A 20,117-nucleotide genomic window follows, 5' to 3' on the forward strand; every position below is an offset into this window, starting at 1 on the left:
TAATTGATGCTTTTTCAATAAAGAAAGTAAGCAGTCAAAACTCAATAATTAATTGTTTTTGCTTCAAAATAAAGTGTAATTTTCTCACTTCAGACTAGGGTGAACTGTCCGTTCAAATTTCACCACACAAACAACAATCGTACCTAATTTTTTCTTTTATCAGACATATCTTTATGTTTGTAATAGTCTTATCGAGTAATTTTCATAAAACGGCAAGCTTTGGTTACGGTGAATTTTTCAACCGTTTTTTCCTAATAACTCGGCTTTGCGCTTTTATGATCGACGAACTTCAAAATCTCTATCCATGACTTTAACAACAGTTTCAAAAATCAGTCTTAAATTATATCTTTTCAAGCTCTTTTCCCTGCATTTTTAATACATGGTTCAGGTGTTTATTGCTTAGAGATTTGGTTCATAGTAGCACCTTTATAAGAATATTTGGTGTGCTTTTCGGTCAATCTAATCTACCAGTTTACGAAGCCAAACCAAAACGGTTGAACGTCTCTGTGTACAATATTGATATATAAGTAAGTTCATCTTTTTCTACATTGGTCAATGATAACTAATTTAAAGGCAAGGGAATAATAACCTTGAGTTCGTTTACTTACTTGTTTCATTACTTATCCAATTTGGAATTAGAAAAGTGTCAACTTTATTTAGGACAAGCACGGTATTAACTAAAGCCAATTATAATAAATAAATGGCTTTAGTTTTAATACATCAGTAACTGCTATACCCACTCTTTGTGAATTAAAAAATCAGTATACAGCTTAGCTTCGGGAGTATTAGGTTCAGGGCGATAATCATATGCAAAGCGAACTAATGGTGGCATTGACATTAAAATGGATTCAGTACGTCCGCCACTTTGTAAACCAAATAGCGTGCCTCTATCCCAAACCAAATTAAACTCGACATAACGGCCACGGCGATAAAGTTGGAATTGGCGTTCACGTTCTCCCCAGGGTATAGATTTGCGTTTTTCGACAATCGGCAAGTAGGCATCCAGGTAGCCCTGCCCGACACGTTGTACAAATTCAAAACAGTGATCGAAATCAGGAGTATTTAAGTCATCAAAAAATAGACCACCAACACCACGCGGTTCGTTACGATGTTTTAAATAAAAATAGTCATCACACCATTTTTTATATCGAGCATAATAATCTTGGCTAAAGGGATCACACACAGATTTAGCCACTTTATGCCAATGGATAACATCTTCTTCAAATCCATAATAAGGCGTTAAGTCAAAGCCTCCACCAAACCACCATACAGGAGCTTCTCCCTCTTTTTCAGCAATAAAAAAACGAACATTTGCATGTGAAGTAGGAATATAGGGATTAAGAGGGTGAATAACTAATGAAACGCCCATTGCTTGAAAACGACGACCGCTTAATTCAGGGCGATGAGCCGTGGCTGATGCAGGCAAGGCATCTCCATAAACATGGGAAAAATTAACACCCGCTTGTTCAAAAATAGCACCTTGGGTGAGCACTCGAGTACGACCACCACCGCCAGCTTCTCTTTGCCAATTATCTTGCTGAAAGGTTGCTTTTTGGTCTATATTTTCAATAGCATGGCAAATACTATCTTGCAACGACAAAAAAAATGATTGCACACGATGAATATCAGGTAAACTCATAATAACCTACAGTTTTTATCATATTTATTAAAAATGGAACGCGATATGACCTATGCTCTCATTTTGAAGTTGATTGATAAAGTAAACAAGGGATAATAAATTTAGTAACTTGTGAAAGATAACAGGCAAAACAATGGAAATACGTGTATTCCGTCAAGATGATTTTGAGGCAATCATTACACTTTGGGAACGTTGCGACTTGATCTCACCAGAAAATGATCCTGAAATTGATATTGAACGAAAGATTAACCACTCCCCCGATCTCTTTTTAATCGCAGAGGTTGCTGGCGAAATAGTCGGTAGTGTAATGGGAGGCTATGATGGTCATCGTGGCTCGCTTTACTATTTGGGCGTTCATCCTGAGTTTCGCGGTAGAGGAATTGCCAATGCACTAATCTCTCGGCTAGAGAAAAAACTCATTGCAAAAGGGTGTCCACAAATTACTTTAATGATCCCCGAAGAGAACGATGCCACTATTTGTATGTTTGAAAAGCTTCTCTATGAAGATCAAAATCAAGAGAATACGGCTTACACTAAACGCCTAATTATCGATCAGGACTTCGATCTTTAATTCTTCGCTAAATCCTCTTTTATTGACTGTTAAGATAATTTTAATCGGTTAATAGAGAGGATTTTCTTTTTTTGTACTTTCTTTCCTATCATGATGTTGCCTCGATAAAAAAGAACTTAACCTTGCTTATTTACTGGATAAAATCTGATATTGTCGATTTAAGGGAACAAACTTGGCTGAGTTATGGTCGTAACTAGTCTGAAGTATTCAGTTATTTTAGTTTTATGCGAGTAAAAACTTGTTGCCTTAGCATCAATTGAATTTATAACGAAAAAGTGAAATGGAGTATTTATAATGCCTAAATTTTGGTTACCCTTGTGCTTAAGCACAAGTGTCTTGCTATTAAGTGGCTGTTCATCCATGGGGGGAATGTCTTTTTCTGCACTTAATCCAATGAATTGGTTCTCAAATGAGACGTTAACGGTTTCTGCAAATGGATTAGGTAATATCACTGCTTCAACGGCAGTGACGGAGCAAGCGATCGAAAAAGAGTTGGGTAGCCGTTTCCATTACCGACAAGGAATGGAAATGCAACAAGGCAATATTATAGTTATTGTGCAAGCACTTGAAGATGAAAAAGTGCAAGTGGCTTTTTATGGCAAAGAAAAGGGCACAGTAGATAAAATCACGGTATCTGATCCTAATGCGAAAACAGCGTGGGGAACGACAATAGGTACACCATTTAAAGATATTTATAAAAAAGCATTTGGTATGTGCAGTAACGGGCCGAAAGTCGATAAACAAAAAACCATTCAATGCCAATCAGAACAAGCAAAATCAGTGAGCTATGTTTTTGCTGGGCAATGGGATGGCCCTGATGGTCTAATGCCACCCGATGAAACATTAGCAAATTGGCAGGTAACACAAATTGTTTGGCAAAAATAGGTTATTTTTAAGTGTTATTAATAAAATAATTTTATATTTACCTTTTCTGCTAACAAAAATTTGTTAAATAGCAAAGCCTAAAAATAAATGTTGGATATAATAAACCACATTAATTTATATGTTTTTTATTATTTATTAGGGAAGCAATATGTCTCATGCACAAAGCGGTATTTTAGTCGCACATAGTAAATTCGGTCTATTTATTGAAGCAATGGTGGTGGGGGAAATTGATCAACTACGTCAAGGCTGCCAACAATTTATGCAATCCCTTAGCGAATTACAAAAACAGTATCCTGATGCTTCATTAGGTGCCGTAGTAGCTTTTGGTTCAGATCTTTGGAAAAAATTATCAGATAATAATAGTGCGCCAGAGTTAAAGCCATTTCGTCCATTAGGCAAAGGGTTAGCTCCTGCGACTCAGCGCGATATGCTTATCCATATCCAATCCATGCGTCATGATGTGAATTTCTCATTAGCGCAAGCTGCAATAGCTGCTTTTGGTAACGTGCTCCAAATAGAAGAAGAGATCCACGGTTTCCGCTGGATAGAAGAGCGTGATCTTAGTGGTTTTATTGACGGCTCAGAAAATCCAGTTGGTGACGAGCGCTATGGTGTTGCTTTAATTAATGAAGGTATTGATGCTGGTGGTAGCTATGTTTTAGTTCAACGCTATGAGCATAACCTAAAAAAATGGGCGCGTTTTAGTGAATCAGATCAAGAAAAAATGATTGGTCGTACTAAAAAAGAGAGCATTGAGTTGGATGAATCAGAACGCAATATTACCTCTCATGTATCCCGTGTTGCTATTGAAGAAAATGGTGAAGAGTTAGCGATTTTGCGTCATAGCTTACCTTATGGAACTGCTAGTGGTAAACATGGCCTCTATTTCTTAGCTTACTGTGGTCGTTTATATAATATTGAACAGCAATTACTCAGTATGTTTGGTGAAGTTGATGGTAAATACGATGATTTACTGCGTATGAGTAAACCTGTGACAGGTAGCTACTATTTCGCTCCTTCTTATGAAGTATTAGCCGCTCTGTAAGTCTTAGCGTTACACTACTATTTTGCCACGCCAGTATCATTTACTATGCTGGCGTTTTTATTTTGACGAGGTCGTTTCTCGATATCTCAATGTTGAATTATTTTCAGTTAAATCATTATGATGCTTATTTATTTGGGCAATCTCACTCTTTATCCATTTATAATAGCTATTAGTTATATCAAATAACAAAAGCTAACTACACTGTTATAAATAAAGCCGATAGAGTAACCATTAGAATAAGACTTACGCTGATGGGTACTATAATGAAGAACAAAACAATCCGAACTTTTGCATTACAGGCAACCGTTGCATTGTCTTTGGTTGCGAGTAGTTATGCAAATGCAGCTCAATTACTTAATAGCTCTTACGATATTGCTCGCGAGTTATTTACACAGCTTAATAGTGATTTTAAAACTCAATGGGATGCTCAACATCCTGATGACAAAGTCACTATCAAACAGTCCCATGCTGGCTCTTCTAAGCAAGCATTAGCCATATTACAAGGTTTACCTGCGGATGTTGTCACTTATAACCAGGTGACGGATGTACAAATTTTGCATGATAAAGGCAAGCTTATTCCTGCTGATTGGCAACAACGTCTACCTAATAATAGCTCACCTTATTATTCCACAATGGCCTATTTGGTTCGTAAAGGAAATCCTAAAAATATCACTTCTTGGCAAGATTTGACCCGTGAAGATGTCAAAGTGGTTTTCCCTAACCCAAAAACATCAGGTAACGGTCGTTATACCTATTTAGCCGCATGGGGAGCGTTTGAAAAAGCTTATGGAAATGAAGCGCAAACCCGAGATGCTATGACAAAGTTACTCAAAAATGTTGCGGTATTTGATACCGGGGGACGGGGGGCAACGACCTCATTTATTGAACGTGGACTTGGTGATGTTTTAATTAGTTTTGAGTCTGAAGTAAATAATATTCGCCAGCAATATGGTGAAGATGATTATCAAGTTATTGTCCCTTCTGTAGATATTTTAGCGGAGTTTCCTGTGGCATGGATTGATAAAAATGTGCAACGCAATAAAACAGAAACTCTCGCCAAAGCTTACCTAAATTATTTATATAGCCCGAGAGCGCAGGAGATCATCACACAATTTAACTATCGCGTAAATGATAAAGCGGTGATGGCGAAAAAAGCAGATCAATTTCCAGCCACTTCATTATTTACCATTGAAGATGTGTTTGGTGATTGGAACCAAGTGATGAAAACGCATTTTGCTACAGATGGCACGCTAGATAAATTATTATTAGAAGGACGCCAATAATGTTTGCCACAACCAGCAAGCGAGTATTACCCGGATTTGGGCTTAGTTTAGGTAGTACGCTTTTTTATACTTGTTTGATCTTATTACTACCTATGAGTGCGCTGGTTGTGCAATTATCTGAAATGAGTTGGGCACAATATTGGGCGGTGATAACCCACCCTCAAATTGTGGCAGCGTATAAAGTCACTTTGTTGTCAGCCGGTGTTGCAAGTATTTTTAATGCTATTTTTGGCATGTTATTAGCGTGGATCATTACGCGCTATCGTTTCCCCGGCAGAAAATTTCTTGATGGATTAATGGATTTACCTTTTGCCTTACCTACAGCGGTAGCGGGATTAACCTTAGCAACGTTATTTTCTACTCAAGGATGGTATGGCTTGGTGTTAGATAAGTTTGATATCAAGGTGATCAATACATGGATTGGTATTGCTGTGGCGATGTCTTTTACTAGTTTGCCGTTTGTGGTCAGAACGGTGCAACCTGTTTTAGAAGAGTTAGGCCCTGAATATGAAGAGGCGGCTGAAACATTAGGGGCAAACCGTTGGCAAACGTTCCGTAAAGTTGTGTTACCTGAATTGTCTCCGGCGTTATTAGCCGGTACGGCGCTCTCTTTTACGCGTAGTTTAGGGGAATTTGGTGCTGTTATTTTTATTGCTGGCAATATTGCATGGCAGACCGAAGTGGTTTCTTTGATGATATTTATTCGATTACAGGAGTTTGATTATCCTGCAGCCAGCGCGGTCGCTTCTGTTATTTTATTGGTTTCATTAGTCTTACTGTTTTCAATTAATGGATTACAAAGCCGCTTTGGCAAGCGATTAAGGGGGCATTAATGTCGGATATAGCGCAACAACGCTCTCTTTATCGTCGCCAAATTGATTGGGTAAAATGGGGATTGATCCTTACAGGCGTTGTGTTATCCATTTTATTTTTAGTGGTGCCTATTGCGTGGATCTTTATGACTGCGTTTTCAAAAGGCATAGAAATATTTACCGACAACTTGCTAGATAGCGATATGTTACATGCTGTTTGGCTTACGCTACTTATCGCTTTAATTACTGTACCGATAAATATGTTGTTTGGTATTAGTATGGCATGGCTTGTTACGCGTTTTCGTTTTCCGGGGCGTCAGTGGTTAATGACGCTGATTGATATCCCATTTGCGGTATCTCCTGTCGTTGCGGGACTGCTCTATCTGCTTTTTTATGGTAGCAATGGTTGGGCAGGGCAGTGGTTGGAACAATTCGATATTCAGTTAATGTTCTCTTGGCCCGGTATGGTATTAGTGACGGTATTTGTCACTTGTCCTTTTGTCGTGAGAGAGCTTGTCCCAGTGATGATGAGCCAAGGAAGCCAAGAGGATGAAGCTGCTGTGTTATTAGGTGCCAGTAGTTGGAAAATGTTTTGGCGAGTGACATTACCTAATATTCGTTGGGCATTGCTCTACGGTGTGGTTTTAACAAATGCACGTGCTATAGGGGAATTTGGTGCCGTCTCTGTTGTCTCGGGGGCTATTCGTGGAGAAACCTATTCACTGCCTTTACAGGTCGAACTTTTGTACCAAGACTACAACACTGTGGGGGCTTTTACGGCAGCAGCATTACTTGCCATGATGGCAATTATTACATTAATGGTTAAAAGTGCGTTGCAATGGCATTTAGAACGTCAGCAATAACGCAAAACAGGGGCAAAATATGAGTATTGAAATTAATCATGTCACAAAATATTTTGATCGCACTGAAGTGTTGCATGACGTGAATTTAACGGTCAATTCCGGTGAGATGATGGCGCTATTGGGGCCATCAGGCTCAGGTAAAACTACTCTATTACGTATCATTGCAGGACTTGAGCATCAAACGGAAGGTAAAATCTGTTTTGCAGGGCAAGATGTCAGTCGCTTACATGCCCGCGAGCGCAAAGTTGGGTTTGTTTTCCAACACTATGCGCTGTTTCGCCATATGACGGTATTTGAAAATATTGCCTTTGGCTTAAGCGTATTACCACGTCGCGAACGTCCTAACAAAGCCGTGATTGATAAAAAAGTCACGCAATTATTAGAGATGATCCAACTGCCTCATTTAGCACAGCGTTATCCCGCACAACTTTCAGGGGGGCAAAAACAGCGCGTAGCTTTAGCGAGAGCATTGGCTGTAGAGCCACAAATTTTATTACTCGATGAGCCTTTCGGTGCGTTAGATGCCAAAGTGAGAACTGAATTACGCAGTTGGTTACGGGAGTTACATAGTGAGCTTAAATTTACCAGTGTTTTTGTCACCCATGATCAACAAGAAGCAATGGAAGTCGCTGATCGCATCGTTATTATGGGAAATGGCAAAATCGAACAAGTGGGTACACCGCAACAAGTTTGGCACACGCCTGAAAGTCGCTTTGTTTTAGAATTTCTCGGAGATGTTAATCATCTCCAAGGTGAAATTAATGGTGCGCAATTACAAATTGCTGGCTATCACTTACCTTTATCGGTTACGCCGCTCTATCAAGGCAAAGTTGATGTTTTTTTGCGCCCTTGGGAAATTTCACTTAACCCGCATAGTGATAGCTTATGTAAACTTCCCGTCAAAGTAATAGAAGTGACTCCTAAAGGACACTATTGGCAATTGGTTTTACAGCCTATTGAGTGGGGAAATACGCCAATTAGCGCGGTATGGAATGATATGACATCAATACCCCATAAAGGTGATATTTACTATATGGGCGGTGCAAAAGCGCGGTTATATGCACAAGATCGTCCCTTAACAACAGTTTCACTGGCATACACAGCTTAAAAAATAGCATTATTCTTTTATTACAGTTAATGATTGCCCATGCAGATTTTTTTGCATGGGTATTTTGGCTATTGAGTAAAACTGACTATACAGGCTATAACACGAAAAAGAATAAAATCTATCAAAAAATGTTAATTTTATTGCGTTAATAAGTTAAATATGATTTCTTCATTAATACAAACAAATAAATGATCAGGGATTTATTGTGGCAGGCTTAGAACAATTTATTGGTAATACACCATTGGTCAAATTACAACGACTTTCACAAGGATTAGATGCAGAAATATGGGTTAAGCTTGAAGGCAATAATCCGGCGGGTTCTGTGAAAGATAGAGCCGCGTTATCGATGATTGAGCAAGCTGAATTACGCGGTGAAATTAAACCTGGCGATACATTAATTGAGGCAACCAGTGGTAATACAGGGATTGCTTTAGCGATGATAGCGGCAGTAAAAGGTTATCGACTAAAATTATTAATGCCGGAAAATATGAGTAAAGAGCGTCAAGCATCCATGCAAGCGTATGGCGCCGAGCTTATTTTGGTTAGCCGCGAAATTGGTATGGAAGGGGCGAGAGATTTAGCGCAAGAAATGGAGCGTAAAGGTGAAGGGAAGGTATTAGATCAGTTTAATAACCCCGATAACCCTCGAGCGCATTTTACTTCAACTGGCCCTGAAATTTGGCAACAGACTCAAGGGCGTATTACCCATTTTGTTTCTAGCATGGGGACAACAGGTACGATAACTGGGGTGGGGAGTTACCTAAAAACGCAATCGGACACAGTAAAAATTGTCGGGTTACAACCGGAAGAAAAAAGTCAAATTCCGGGTATTCGTCGTTGGTCTCCAGCCTATTTACCCGGTATTTTTCGAAAAGAGTTGGTTGATAGTGTTATAGATATGTCCCAAACAGAAGCAGAACAAACTATGCGCCTATTAGCGAGTAAAGAAGGTATATTCTGTGGCGTTAGTTCTGGGGGAGCCGTAGCAGGTGCAATACGCGTTGCTAAAGAGAACCCAGGGGCTGTGATTGTGGCGATTATTTGTGATAGAGGCGATCGCTATTTATCAACTGGGGTGTTTGGTTGAGTTTTCTGCGCTCGTTAAAGCTCATTCGCTTGCATATAAAAACCGCCACAGAGGAAATGTGGCGGTTTAAAAGTGAGAACAGATTAAAAATTATTTTTTGATCTGCATTACAACGGTTTCACCAACAGTTACTGGGCCTGTCATTTTAGTTAAACCTTGGATTTCATCCATATTAGAAATCACAACCGGTGTTAATACCGATTTTGCTTTTTCTTCTAATACCGCTAAATCAAATTCTAAAACAGTATCACCGACTTTAACTTGTTGACCTTCTTCAGCGATACGTTTAAATCCTTCACCTTTTAGTTCAACTGTGTCGATACCGAAGTGGACAAATAATTCGATACCGTTGTCAGACTCAATAGAGAAAGCATGGTTAGTCTCGAAAATTTTACCGATAGTACCATCAACTGGTGCAACAATTTTATGACCAGCAGGTTTGATAGCAATACCGTCACCTACAATTTTTTCAGCGAAAACAACATCAGGAACATCTTCGATATTGACGATTTCACCAGAAAGTGGTGCAACAATATCAATCGTGCCACTGCCTTTCTTTTCCTCTGAAACCAGTGATTTTAATTTATCAAACAGACCCATGAATCTTCTCCTAATTATTTTAGTTGGGACCGGGCTCTGGCTAACGTTATTAGCACAGTGTTTTTTCTTTAGTAAAAGTTTCTACTAAGTCCATTAATTCCTTTGCAGTCGGCTGAGCAAGTGCTTGCTCTGCCAGTGCTTTTGCATCATCAAAATTGGCGTTACGAATAATTTTTTTGATGCGAGGAATTGATATAGCACTCATACTAAACTCATCTAATCCCATGCCCAGAAGCAACATTGTTGCCCGTTCATCCCCGGCAAGCTCACCACACATTCCAGTCCATTTACCTTCAGCGTGTGATGCATCAATCACCTGTTTAATCAGATTAAGTACAGCAGGTGACATTGGATTATATAGATGAGATATCAGCTCATTTCCACGGTCTACAGCCAGAGTATATTGTGTTAGATCGTTAGTCCCAATACTGAAAAAGTCAACTTCTTTTGCCATATGGCGAGCCATAACAGCCGCTGCTGGTGTTTCAACCATAACACCGACTTCGATAGATTCATCAAAAGGCTTATTTTCTTCACGAAGCTGGCTTTTCAGTATTTCAAGTTCCGCTTTCAATGCTCGGATCTCTTCAACAGAGATAATCATTGGAAACATAATACGTAGTTTACCAAAAGCAGATGCTCTTAAGATAGCACGTAATTGTGGATGAAGGATCTCTTTGCGGTCAAGACAAATACGAATTGCACGCCAACCTAAGAATGGATTCTCTTCTTTCGGTAAATTCATGTAAGGTAAGTCTTTATCGCCACCAATATCCATAGTACGGATAATGACCGCAGGACTGCCTACCGCTTCAGCCACAGCTTTATAAGCTTGGAATTGCTCTTCTTCTGTTGGTAAGGAATCTCTATCCATAAATAGGAATTCAGTACGATAGAGTCCAACACCTTCCGCACCATTACGCTCAGCACCTGCGACATCACGTACAGTACCTATATTAGCGCAAACTTCAACTTGATGCCCATCAAGGGTAATTGCTGGTAAATCTTTTAGTTTTGCCAGCTCTTCTTTTTCATGTAGGTACTCTTCTTTGATAGCCTTTAATGCTTCGAGCTCTTCATCAGAAGGATTAATAATGATTTTATTGTTAATCGCATCAAGAACCAGATAATCTTCTTTTTTAATGGTCTCTGTTGCATTAGATGTGCCAACAATCGCTGGGATCTCTAAAGAGCGCGCCATGATAGAGGTGTGTGATGTTCTACCCCCTAAGTCAGTGATAAAGCCTAACACATTGTCTAAGCTAAGCTGCGCTGTTTCTGATGGCGTTAAATCTGTAGCAACTAAAATCACTTTTTCAGAAATAGCACTTAAATCGATAATTGGCATCTCTAAGATATTACGCATTAAGCGCTTACCAATATCACGAACATCAGCCGCACGCTCTTTTAAGTACTCATCATCTAAGGCTTCTAATGCGGTTGCCTGATCTTCAATAACAGATTGAACCGCTGCTTCTGCGGTTTTCTTGTCACTTTTGATGAGGGATATGATCTCTTGTTCGAGTTCCTCATCTTCTAATAACATAATATGGCCTTCAAAAATCTCAGCTTTATCGGCACCAAGATTTTTTTCAGCACGGGCTTTAATGATTTCTAGTTGTTGCGCTGATTTATTACGACCATCTTTAAAACGTTCGATTTGGGTGTCAACTTCGTCACTTTGGATTTTACGTTGGCTAATAATAATAGGTTCTTCTTTAAGTAGAAGAGCTTGACCAAATGCGATACCCGGTGAAGCTAAAATTCCTGAAATCATAATTTATCCTACGACTTGCTGGTGATAATTTTAAAAAAATAGGATCAAGAGACACTGCTGTTTTAAAATCATCGAGTTATAAATTCCCCTGAGCGATTTTCAGGGGAAAATAGGACGTTAATGAATAGCGAAAGGTAACTGGATTACTCTAACTCAGCCATTAACTTAACTAAATGTTCTACTGCTTGTTTTTCATCTTCGCCTTCAGCAGAAATAGTGACTACAGTACCTTGGGTTAATCCTAAAGTTTGTAATTTGAATAAGCTCTTCGCGCTGGCTGATTTACCACCAGAAATAAGACTAATATCAGAAGAGAAAGTTTTAGCCTCTTTTACTAACTGTGCTGCAGGACGAGTATGTAAGCCGTTTGGTGCTGTAATAGTAACTTCTTGCTGGTACATAGGATTTTTTCCTTTTATAACTCAATTATTCACATTAAGTCAGGACTTAGTAAGTGTAGATGAAATTGTCCTGCTTTGCGTAGCAATATCAGATAATATAAGCCATGTTACGTTATCCGATAAAAATAGTCCCCAGAAATTGAAAGCAGTGCTGTTTTTATCACTTGCCTATTTTCTGATTAATTTCGACCTTCGAAATAATTACTTGATTAAATACTAAACTCGACAGAATAAATCACCTATCTGGATAACAAAGTTTGATCTCTACCACAAAAAAAGCACCCTGAAGGTGCTTTTTTAATAAATATTTTACATTTTAGGTGACGCGATTTAGCTGTCAGAGATATCAGCAAAAAGTGGGGTGCTGAGATAACGTTCACCTGAAGAAGGTAAAATCACTACGATTTCTTTATTAGCAAATTCTGGCTCTTTAGCTAATTTCACTGCAGCCGCAATTGCCGCACCGGATGAAATACCCGCTAAAATACCTTCTTTGGTCATAACGTCACGAGCTGTTTCAAATGCTTCTTCGTTAGTAATTTGGATCACGCGATCTAATAGTGATAACTCTAAGTTTTCAGGGATAAAACCTGCACCAATACCTTGGATTTTATGTGGACCAGGCTTAATTTCTTCACCTGCTAATGCTTGGCTAATAACAGGAGAATCTTTAGGTTCTACCGCAACCATAGTGACAGCTTTACCTTGGGTATTTTTCAAATAGCGACCAATACCTGTGATAGTACCACCCGTTCCGACACCTGCGATAACTACATCAACTTTGCCATCAGTGTCATTCCAAATTTCAGGGCCTGTGGTTTTCTCATGAATTTCTGGGTTTGCTGGATTACTAAATTGTTGTAGTAGAAGGTAACGGCTAGGATCGCTATCACGAATTTCGTTCGCTTTATCAATCGCTCCCTTCATACCTTTAGCGCCTTCAGTTAACACAAGGTTAGCACCTAATGCTTTTAATAATTTACGGCGCTCAATACTCATGGTATCAGGCATAGTCAGTGTCAGCTTATAGCCACGAGCAGCAGCTACATAAGCCAAGGCAATCCCAGTATTACCACTGGTTGGCTCAACTAGCTCTACGCCGGGTTTCAGGATACCTTTTTTTTCTGCATCCCAAATCATATTTGCACCGATACGGCATTTTACACTAAAGCTTGGATTACGAGATTCTACTTTAGCTAAGATATTGCCATTACCGAAATGTTTTAAACGAACTAGGGGGGTATGGCCAATAGTTTGCGAGTTATCTTCGAAAATTTTGCTCATTTTTATCCTCGGTACATGATTTTTTATAAGGTCAGATGAAATTACCATACGCCATCAAGCAAAAGATGGAAATAAGCTTTATGAATATCCTTATAACTTTTTTTACTTTTTATTCCAAAAGATTCTAATCACAATGAAACCAGTGGTATTACCACTGGCCTGCTTGTACATGTTGATGACGATATCGATCACACCACATGGCAGTGGCACCACAAATTGCAACCGGCATAATGACTAGGTTTAAGATTGGGATCATAGTGAAGATATTAATTACCATACCAAATTGTAAATTGTTCCATTTGTCTTTTTTCAGCGTTGATTTCATATTGGCGAAAGAGACTTTATGGTTATCGAATGGAAAGTCGTTATATTGGATTGCCATCATCCAAGCGCCAAATATAAACCAAAGAATTGGGGCGACAGTTTGTCCAACAACGGGAACAAAATAGAGCAATAACAATACAATGGCTCTTGGCAAATAATAAACGACCTTGATGATTTCTCGTTTTAAAATACGTGGAATATCTTTTGTAATACCTAATAAGCCGGTATCCGGAGGATTAATACCCGTTATTTGACCTTCTAATTTTTCAGCTAATAATCCATTAAAAGGCGAAGCGATAATATTGGCTATGGTGCTAAAGAAATAGGTAAAGACCAGCAAAATAAAAATAACTGACAGTGGCCAGATAACATAGCTTAACCACTGTAGCCAATCAGGGACTTTTTCCATCATCCAATTGACCATTTCACCAATCTGGCCATATAACCACCAAAAGGCACTACCGAGAATAATAATATTGGCAAGTAAGGGTAAAATAACAAAACGTTTTAGACCCGGGCGAGTAATTAATCGCCACCCAAGTGCAAAATAGTGAAATCCATTTAAATTTTTGGTCGATTCTGTCAAATTTGTCATACTTCCTATTCTCTCCTATAAGGGCAAGCTAGTATCATATAGAGAGATAATCAGCCTTACTAGTGATAAATTGTCTAAAAAATGCGCATAAGGTGTTGAAGAGTGTATCTTTGTGACAAGAAAATTAAGTATTGGCTTGCACTTATAAGCATTGGCAAATACTCTTAGTAAAAGTAATATTCGCCATTGTGGCTATTAAACCTCAAGACAACAGAGATAGAAATGATGCAGCAAAATTTGCGTCTGATATTAATCGTTGTTGGTGCGATTTTAATCATAGCTTTGTTATTACACGGCTTATGGATTGGTCGAAAAGAGCGTTCTAAGCTTTTCCGTAATCGCCCAGTAAAACGTCAGAAACAGAATTATCAGTCAGATGAGAACGATGATGAACCCCAGTATACTGAGGCAAATCATCAGATGTCGTCTTTAACTTCAACGCAGGAGGCTCAAAGTGTGCCACCGGTTAAATCGGAGCCAACACTTGCGCCACAATCCTCAGTTGCAGATAAAGATCCACTTATGTCTGGAACACCAGCACAGGGACATTCTAACGATACTTCATTACAACGAGAGCCTAGTCTTGGTGTTTTTGATGTTATTGAACAAAATAATGACTCTGCGCCTCAGCAAAAAGAACCGATACCCGAAGTAGAGGTAAACCATGCTGATGTAAAAGAAGGTGATATTAGTGAGACAAAACTTGCCGATGTAGAGCCAGTGCCAGTATCGTCGAACTCTGTTGCTAGTGATGAAATACATACCACTGATACAGATAGGCCATTGGATGCTGAAACCTCATCTGATGTGAAACAAGCTGAGCAAGCTTTATCCGGAACAGAAGAGCCAAAAGCAGAAGAAGAGCTGGTATTAGTATTAAATGTCAGCGCTCATCATGGTCAAATGCTTGACGGTGAGGTGTTAATGCAGAGCATTATTCAAGCGGGTTTCCAGTTTGGTGCGATGAATATTTTCCATCGACATCTTAACCCGACGGGTAATGGCCCTGTATTGTTTAGTCTTGCCAATATGGTAAAACCGGGTACTTTCAATATTGATACGATGGCTGAATTAACCACGCCTGGCGTATCCATGTTTATGATGGTGCCATCTTATGGTGATGCTAATCAAAACTTTAAATTGATGTTGCAAGCAGCTCAGCGTATTGCCTCTGATGTGGGCGGTGTTGTGCTTGATGAAGAGCGCAAACTGTTAACACCACAAAAAATTGAACTTTATAAATCTAGAATTCGTAGAACACTAGATTTACATCAATAGTCTTTTTATCAAAAGCTCGCTTGCGGTGCTAGGTTGGATAGATTTAAAGAAATCAGGAAAATTAATGACTTGATTTTCGGCTGATAATACAAAGTGGGGAAATTTGGTTTTTCTCACATTGCCAACAACCTCAGCCCCCGCTTGCGGGGGCTTTTCTTTCTTTGGTGATACCTCATGAATCAAAATATTCAACAACAAATTGATGAACTTCGCGTTACACTACGTCACCATGAATATCTCTATCATGTCATGGACGCACCTGAAATTCCTGATGCTGAATACGATCGCTTAATGAATAAGCTAAAAGCATTAGAAGCCGAACATCCTGAACTCATTACCCCAGATTCTCCTACTCAACGGGTAGGGGCATTACCTTTAACGGCTTTTGAGCAAGTTAGGCATGAAATTCCAATGCTCTCTTTAGATAATGCTTTTGATGAAACAACCTATTTAGCATTTGATAAACGTTTACGTGACCGTCTGAAAAATAATGAAGAGATCACTTTTTGTTGTGAATTAAAATTAGATGGACTTGCGGTAAGTCTACTATATGAAAATGGCCGCTTAGTACAAGCTGCAACCCGTGGTGATGGTACCACTGGAGAAAATATTACTGAGAATGTCAGAACCATTAAAGCCATTCCTTTGCGTTTATATGGCGATAATATCCCCGCACGAATTGAAATTCGTGGAGAAGTCTTTATGACTGAAAAAGGGTTTGAGCATTTAAATGAAGAAGCTCGACGCACGGGAGGAAAAGTATTTGCTAATCCTCGTAATGCAGCAGCGGGTTCATTACGTCAGTTAGATCCTCGTATTACAGCCAAGCGCCCTTTGACTTTCTTCTGTTATGGTGTTGGCGTGCTTGAAGGCGGTGAATTACCGACAAGCCATTATGCACGTTTACAGCAATTTAAAAAATGGGGATTACCTGTTAGTGATGCTATTAAATTATGTACAGGAACTAAAGCTGTACTTGATTTTTACCATCATGTAGCAGAAATTCGCCCTAATCTAGGCTTTGATATTGATGGTGTGGTTATCAAAGTAGATGATATAGCTCTACAAGAAGAGTTGGGATTTGTGTCTCGTGCTCCCCGTTGGGCGATTGCTTACAAATTCCAAGCCCAAGAGCAGATGACGGTGATTAAAGATGTTGAATTTCAAGTGGGGCGTACAGGGGCGATTACACCTGTCGCTCGTTTAGATCCCGTACAAGTGGCAGGGGTAATAGTCAGTAATGCCACACTTCATAATGCTGATGAAATTGAACGTTTAGGATTACGTATTGGTGATACGGTGGTTATTCGCCGTGCAGGCGATGTTATTCCTCAGGTTGTGAGTGTGATTGAAGAAAAACGCCCTGAGAATGCACAAGAAATTGTTTTTCCAACCCAATGCCCTATTTGTCAATCTGATATTGAGCGTATAGAAGGTGAGGCTGTTGCCCGCTGCACGGGGGGATTAATTTGCGCAGCGCAACGTAAAGAGGCGCTTAAACATTTCGTTTCTCGTCGTGCGATGGATGTTGACGGCATGGGAGATAAAATTATCGACCAATTGGTTGAAAAAGAGTATGTCAAAACACCGGCTGATTTATTCCGTTTAGATGAAAAGATCTTATCTGGTTTAGAACGTATGGGGGAGAAATCAGCCAAAAAACTGCTTAATGCATTAGAAAAAGCAAAATCAACCACTTTTGCCCGTTTTATCTATGCCCTTGGTATTCGTGAAGTAGGAGAAGCAACGGCCAATGGATTAACCGCTCATTTTGTTTCATTAGAGGCATTACGTGAAGCAAATATTGAAGCCTTAAAGGCAGTTCCTGATGTGGGTGATATTGTTGCAAAGCATGTGGTTAATTTTTTCCAAGAAGAACATAATAAAAATGTGATTGATCAACTTGTTAATGACATTGGCATTACTTGGCCGGCACCGGTTGTGGCTACTCATGAAGCAGGTGATAATCCTTTTGCTGGTAAAACAGTCGTGCTGACAGGCTCTCTTTCTCAATTAACGCGAGATGAAGCAAAAGATAGATTAGTTGCACTTGGTGCAAAAGTGAGTGGTAGCGTTTCGAAAAAGACAGATATGGTCATTGCTGGTGAAGCGGCGGGTTCTAAATTAGCCAAAGCAAATGAATTAGGTATTACTGTTATTGATGAAGACGAAATGATCCGCTTGCTTGATCAATCTAAATAATCGTTTACAATAATCTTAGATGCTATTGAGAGCAGTTCTCAGTAGCATCTTTAACTTAAGCTAAATTCACATTTTGTGTTACTTAAGTTACTCCTAAAGTGTGATCAACCTATCTTATTTAATAAATAGTGTGTATATGGTTTCACTGTATTGTGACAATAATCACATCGTAATGTTACGCGTTACATAAAATGCTCTCCAAGATTTATTTTTATTTTTGGAGCATGCATGTCTTCTATCATTCACTTTGTTTTGGCTCTCGCAGTTATTGGTGCATTAGCATTTATTGCAAGTAATAACCGCAAAGGGATCCGTCTGCGTTATATTGTGCAGTTATTAATTATTGAAATCGCATTGGCATGGTTCTTCCTCAATTCTGATATTGGTGAAGGCTTTGTCCGTGGTTTCGCTGGGCTATTTGATCACTTATTAGGTTATGCCGCACAAGGTACTGAGTTTGTCTTCGGTGGTATGATGAAAGGTGGTCTAGCATTCTTCTTCTTGAATGTATTATGTCCTATCATCTTTATTTCTGCATTAATTGGTATTTTGCAACATATCAAAGTATTGCCTTTCGTGATCCGCATTATCGGTACAGTGCTGTCCAAAGTGAACGGTATGGGGAAACTAGAATCGTTTAATGCGGTTAGCTCCTTAGTACTTGGCCAATCTGAGAACTTTATCGCTTATAAAGATGTATTGGGCAAAATGTCTCAGCGCCGTATGTACACTATGGCGGCGACAGCGATGTCTACGGTATCAATGTCAATTGTTGGTGCTTATATGACTATGCTTGATCCTAAATACGTTGTTGCTGCACTGGTTCTGAATATGTTCAGTACTTTCGTTATCCTATCAGTGATTAACCCATATTCTGTTGAAAATGAAGAAGATATCCAGATGGGGAATCTGCATGAAGGTCAAAGCTTCTTCGAAATGTTAGGTGAATATATCTTAGCTGGTTTCAAAGTTGCTTTAATCGTTGCGGCAATGTTGATTGGTTTTATCGCATTAATTGCTGCGGTAAACGCTATCTTTAGTATGATTTTCGGTATTAGTTTCCAAGATTGCTTAGGTTATGTGTTCTATCCATTAGCATGGGTGATTGGTGTACCTGAGCAAGATGCATTACGTGTAGGTAGTGTGATGGCAACTAAATTAGTCTCTAATGAATTCGTCGCGATGGGAAGCTTGCAAGATCTGGCTGCTGAATTAACACCACGCTCTGTTGGGATCTTATCTGTCTTCTTAGTCTCATTTGCTAACTTCTCTTCTATCGGTATTGTTGCAGGGGCTATTAAAGGTCTGAACGAAATGCAAGGTAATGTGGTTTCTCGTTTTGGTCTTAAATTACTATTTGGTTCTACGCTAGTTAGCTTCTTATCTGCTGCTATCACAGGCCTGTTTGTTTAATCATTGAGATAAGACAGATAGCATGTGAAATAAATAACAATGTAAGATGGATAACTTAGTTATCATGTAACATAAATCAAGCAGTACCCGTCGGTACTGCTTTTTTTATCGTTAAATTACCTTATAATCCTTATCATTCCTTCTCGATAAAGCGATAGAGATCATGCTAGAAAAACAGCATCTTATTGATATAGCCAACACACAAATGCCATTTGGTAAATATAAAGGGCGAATGCTGGTGGATTTACCTGAAGAGTATTTATTGTGGTTTGCCAAGAAAGGCACCTTCCCTGAAGGAAAGCTAGGGCAACTAATGGAAATGACCCTAGCAATTAAAATTGATGGCTTAGAAGGGTTACTAAAACCATTAAAGCAGTCGCGTTAATCAGGCTCTGTAGGTAACTTATCCGCTATTAGTGCGTTAATAACTTTATGACTCAATTCAATAAACATAGCTTGTTCTGCAGGTGTTAATTGCGCTTGTAGCTTCTGTGCGTTCTGTTTTCGGCCTAAAGCGGCTCTTGCTAAAAAAGCTTTACCTTCATCTGTTAAATGCGTAATTAATTCACGTTTATCTTTCTTAGAACGATCCTGAGCAATAAAACCTAATGATTTTAATCCTCGCATAAACTTAGATAAATTTTGGCGTGAGATAGCTAAAATTTCACAAAGTTGAGATGGCGTTAAATCACCGCGTAAACGCAATAATTCTAAAATATCATATTGTCCCCAAGTTACTTGCTCTGGTGTATAACGGGTGCGTTGTGCAACCAGAGTACACTGTAAAAGCGATAGGGCATTTTCTAGCTCAAGTTGCTCCATTAGTACCTACATTTTTCTATCAAATTAATTGAAGTTAATAATAACAGCTCATTTTAGCTGAAGAAAATTTATATTGATTAACTTTAGTTAATCAAATATCCTATTTAACATGATTAACTAAAGTTAAT

At 39.0% G+C, this 20,117-nt stretch carries 19 protein-coding genes and 1 pseudogene; 12 read left to right on the forward strand and 8 right to left on the reverse strand.

Annotated elements, in window-relative coordinates:
* Window positions 1-471: 471 nt before the first annotated feature.
* Both AACV01_RS17895 and hemF read right to left on the reverse strand, forming a co-directional pair.
* Window positions 472-617 (reverse strand): annotated as a pseudogene (locus AACV01_RS17895) (IS3 family transposase); the annotation flags it as partial.
* A gap of 113 nt (window positions 618-730) precedes the next feature.
* Window positions 731-1,639 (reverse strand): oxygen-dependent coproporphyrinogen oxidase, encoded by a 909-nt coding sequence (gene hemF, locus AACV01_RS13755; RefSeq protein WP_017827100.1) that lies wholly within the window; start codon window positions 1,637-1,639, stop codon window positions 731-733.
* Between the two features lie 133 nt (window positions 1,640-1,772).
* Here hemF and AACV01_RS13760 point away from each other — a divergent pair, with 133 nt between their 5' ends.
* From AACV01_RS13760 to cysM, 8 genes are all read left to right on the forward strand, one after another.
* Window positions 1,773-2,210, forward strand: a complete 438-nt coding sequence (locus tag AACV01_RS13760) for a GNAT family acetyltransferase (RefSeq protein ID WP_004243811.1) — start codon at window positions 1,773-1,775, stop codon at window positions 2,208-2,210.
* A gap of 294 nt (window positions 2,211-2,504) precedes the next feature.
* Window positions 2,505-3,095 (forward strand): RpoE-regulated lipoprotein, encoded by a 591-nt coding sequence (locus tag AACV01_RS13765; RefSeq protein WP_004243808.1) that lies wholly within the window; start codon window positions 2,505-2,507, stop codon window positions 3,093-3,095.
* Between the two features lie 148 nt (window positions 3,096-3,243).
* Window positions 3,244-4,140, forward strand: coding sequence for a Dyp-type peroxidase (locus AACV01_RS13770; protein ID WP_004243807.1), 897 nt, complete (start codon window positions 3,244-3,246; stop codon window positions 4,138-4,140).
* 251 nt (window positions 4,141-4,391) lie between these two features.
* Entirely contained in the window at window positions 4,392-5,423 is a 1,032-nt protein-coding gene (gene cysP / locus AACV01_RS13775) for a thiosulfate ABC transporter substrate-binding protein CysP (protein WP_020945946.1), read from the forward strand.
* A complete protein-coding gene (gene cysT, locus AACV01_RS13780) occupies window positions 5,423-6,256 on the forward strand; it encodes a sulfate/thiosulfate ABC transporter permease CysT (protein ID WP_046334452.1) in 834 nt (277 codons plus the stop codon). The genes cysP and cysT overlap by 1 nt, the downstream gene beginning before the upstream one ends.
* Window positions 6,256-7,098 carry a sulfate/thiosulfate ABC transporter permease CysW gene (gene cysW / locus AACV01_RS13785; protein ID WP_161683117.1) on the forward strand — a complete coding sequence of 281 codons (843 nt, stop codon included), beginning with the start codon at window positions 6,256-6,258 and terminating at the stop codon, window positions 7,096-7,098. The genes cysT and cysW overlap by 1 nt, the downstream gene beginning before the upstream one ends.
* A 19-nt stretch (window positions 7,099-7,117) precedes the next feature.
* Window positions 7,118-8,206 carry a sulfate/thiosulfate ABC transporter ATP-binding protein CysA gene (gene cysA / locus AACV01_RS13790; protein ID WP_036918699.1) on the forward strand — a complete coding sequence of 363 codons (1,089 nt, stop codon included), beginning with the start codon at window positions 7,118-7,120 and terminating at the stop codon, window positions 8,204-8,206.
* 205 nt (window positions 8,207-8,411) lie between these two features.
* The gene (gene cysM / locus AACV01_RS13795; protein WP_004243801.1) at window positions 8,412-9,293 is read left to right on the forward strand and encodes a cysteine synthase CysM; all 882 of its coding nucleotides are present in this window, start codon (window positions 8,412-8,414) and stop codon (window positions 9,291-9,293) included.
* A 90-nt stretch (window positions 9,294-9,383) separates the two neighbouring features.
* Here cysM and crr read toward each other — a convergent pair whose 3' ends face one another.
* The 5 genes from crr to cysZ all read right to left on the reverse strand — a co-directional run bounded on the left by crr (window position 9,384) and on the right by cysZ (window position 14,274).
* Window positions 9,384-9,893: a PTS glucose transporter subunit IIA gene (gene crr, locus AACV01_RS13800; protein ID WP_004243800.1), complete on the reverse strand. Its 510-nt coding sequence runs from the start codon at window positions 9,891-9,893 to the stop codon at window positions 9,384-9,386.
* Between the two features lie 49 nt (window positions 9,894-9,942).
* Window positions 9,943-11,670, reverse strand: coding sequence for a phosphoenolpyruvate-protein phosphotransferase PtsI (ptsI, locus tag AACV01_RS13805; RefSeq protein WP_004243799.1), 1,728 nt, complete (start codon window positions 11,668-11,670; stop codon window positions 9,943-9,945).
* Between the two features lie 143 nt (window positions 11,671-11,813).
* Complete coding sequence (gene ptsH / locus AACV01_RS13810; protein WP_004243798.1) at window positions 11,814-12,071, reverse strand: phosphocarrier protein Hpr; 258 nt, start codon at window positions 12,069-12,071, stop codon at window positions 11,814-11,816.
* A 330-nt stretch (window positions 12,072-12,401) separates the two neighbouring features.
* On the reverse strand, window positions 12,402-13,355 hold the full coding sequence (gene cysK / locus AACV01_RS13815) for a cysteine synthase A (protein ID WP_004248422.1): 954 nt from the start codon (window positions 13,353-13,355) through the stop codon (window positions 12,402-12,404).
* 148 nt (window positions 13,356-13,503) lie between these two features.
* Window positions 13,504-14,274, reverse strand: a complete 771-nt coding sequence (gene cysZ, locus AACV01_RS13820) for a sulfate transporter CysZ (protein WP_004248421.1) — start codon at window positions 14,272-14,274, stop codon at window positions 13,504-13,506.
* Between the two features lie 222 nt (window positions 14,275-14,496).
* Between cysZ and zipA the strand changes: the two genes are divergently transcribed.
* From zipA to AACV01_RS13840, 4 genes are all read left to right on the forward strand, one after another.
* Window positions 14,497-15,552: a cell division protein ZipA gene (gene zipA, locus AACV01_RS13825; protein ID WP_004248420.1), complete on the forward strand. Its 1,056-nt coding sequence runs from the start codon at window positions 14,497-14,499 to the stop codon at window positions 15,550-15,552.
* A gap of 174 nt (window positions 15,553-15,726) precedes the next feature.
* Entirely contained in the window at window positions 15,727-17,754 is a 2,028-nt protein-coding gene (ligA, locus tag AACV01_RS13830) for an NAD-dependent DNA ligase LigA (protein ID WP_046334448.1), read from the forward strand.
* A gap of 228 nt (window positions 17,755-17,982) precedes the next feature.
* On the forward strand, window positions 17,983-19,167 hold the full coding sequence (locus AACV01_RS13835; RefSeq protein ID WP_004250649.1) for a NupC/NupG family nucleoside CNT transporter: 1,185 nt from the start codon (window positions 17,983-17,985) through the stop codon (window positions 19,165-19,167).
* A gap of 163 nt (window positions 19,168-19,330) precedes the next feature.
* Entirely contained in the window at window positions 19,331-19,552 is a 222-nt protein-coding gene (locus AACV01_RS13840) for a DUF3820 family protein (protein ID WP_004243788.1), read from the forward strand.
* On the opposite strand, the gene AACV01_RS13845 is transcribed toward AACV01_RS13840, so the two are convergent.
* Window positions 19,549-19,989 (reverse strand): MarR family winged helix-turn-helix transcriptional regulator, encoded by a 441-nt coding sequence (locus AACV01_RS13845; protein WP_004248417.1) that lies wholly within the window; start codon window positions 19,987-19,989, stop codon window positions 19,549-19,551. The two genes, AACV01_RS13840 and AACV01_RS13845, sit on opposite strands and share 4 nt — an antisense overlap.
* Window positions 19,990-20,117: the final 128 nt, after the last annotated feature.

Origin of the sequence: Proteus sp. G2609, assembly GCF_963896135.1 — a bacterium.
GTDB lineage: Bacteria > Pseudomonadota > Gammaproteobacteria > Enterobacterales > Enterobacteriaceae > Proteus > Proteus mirabilis.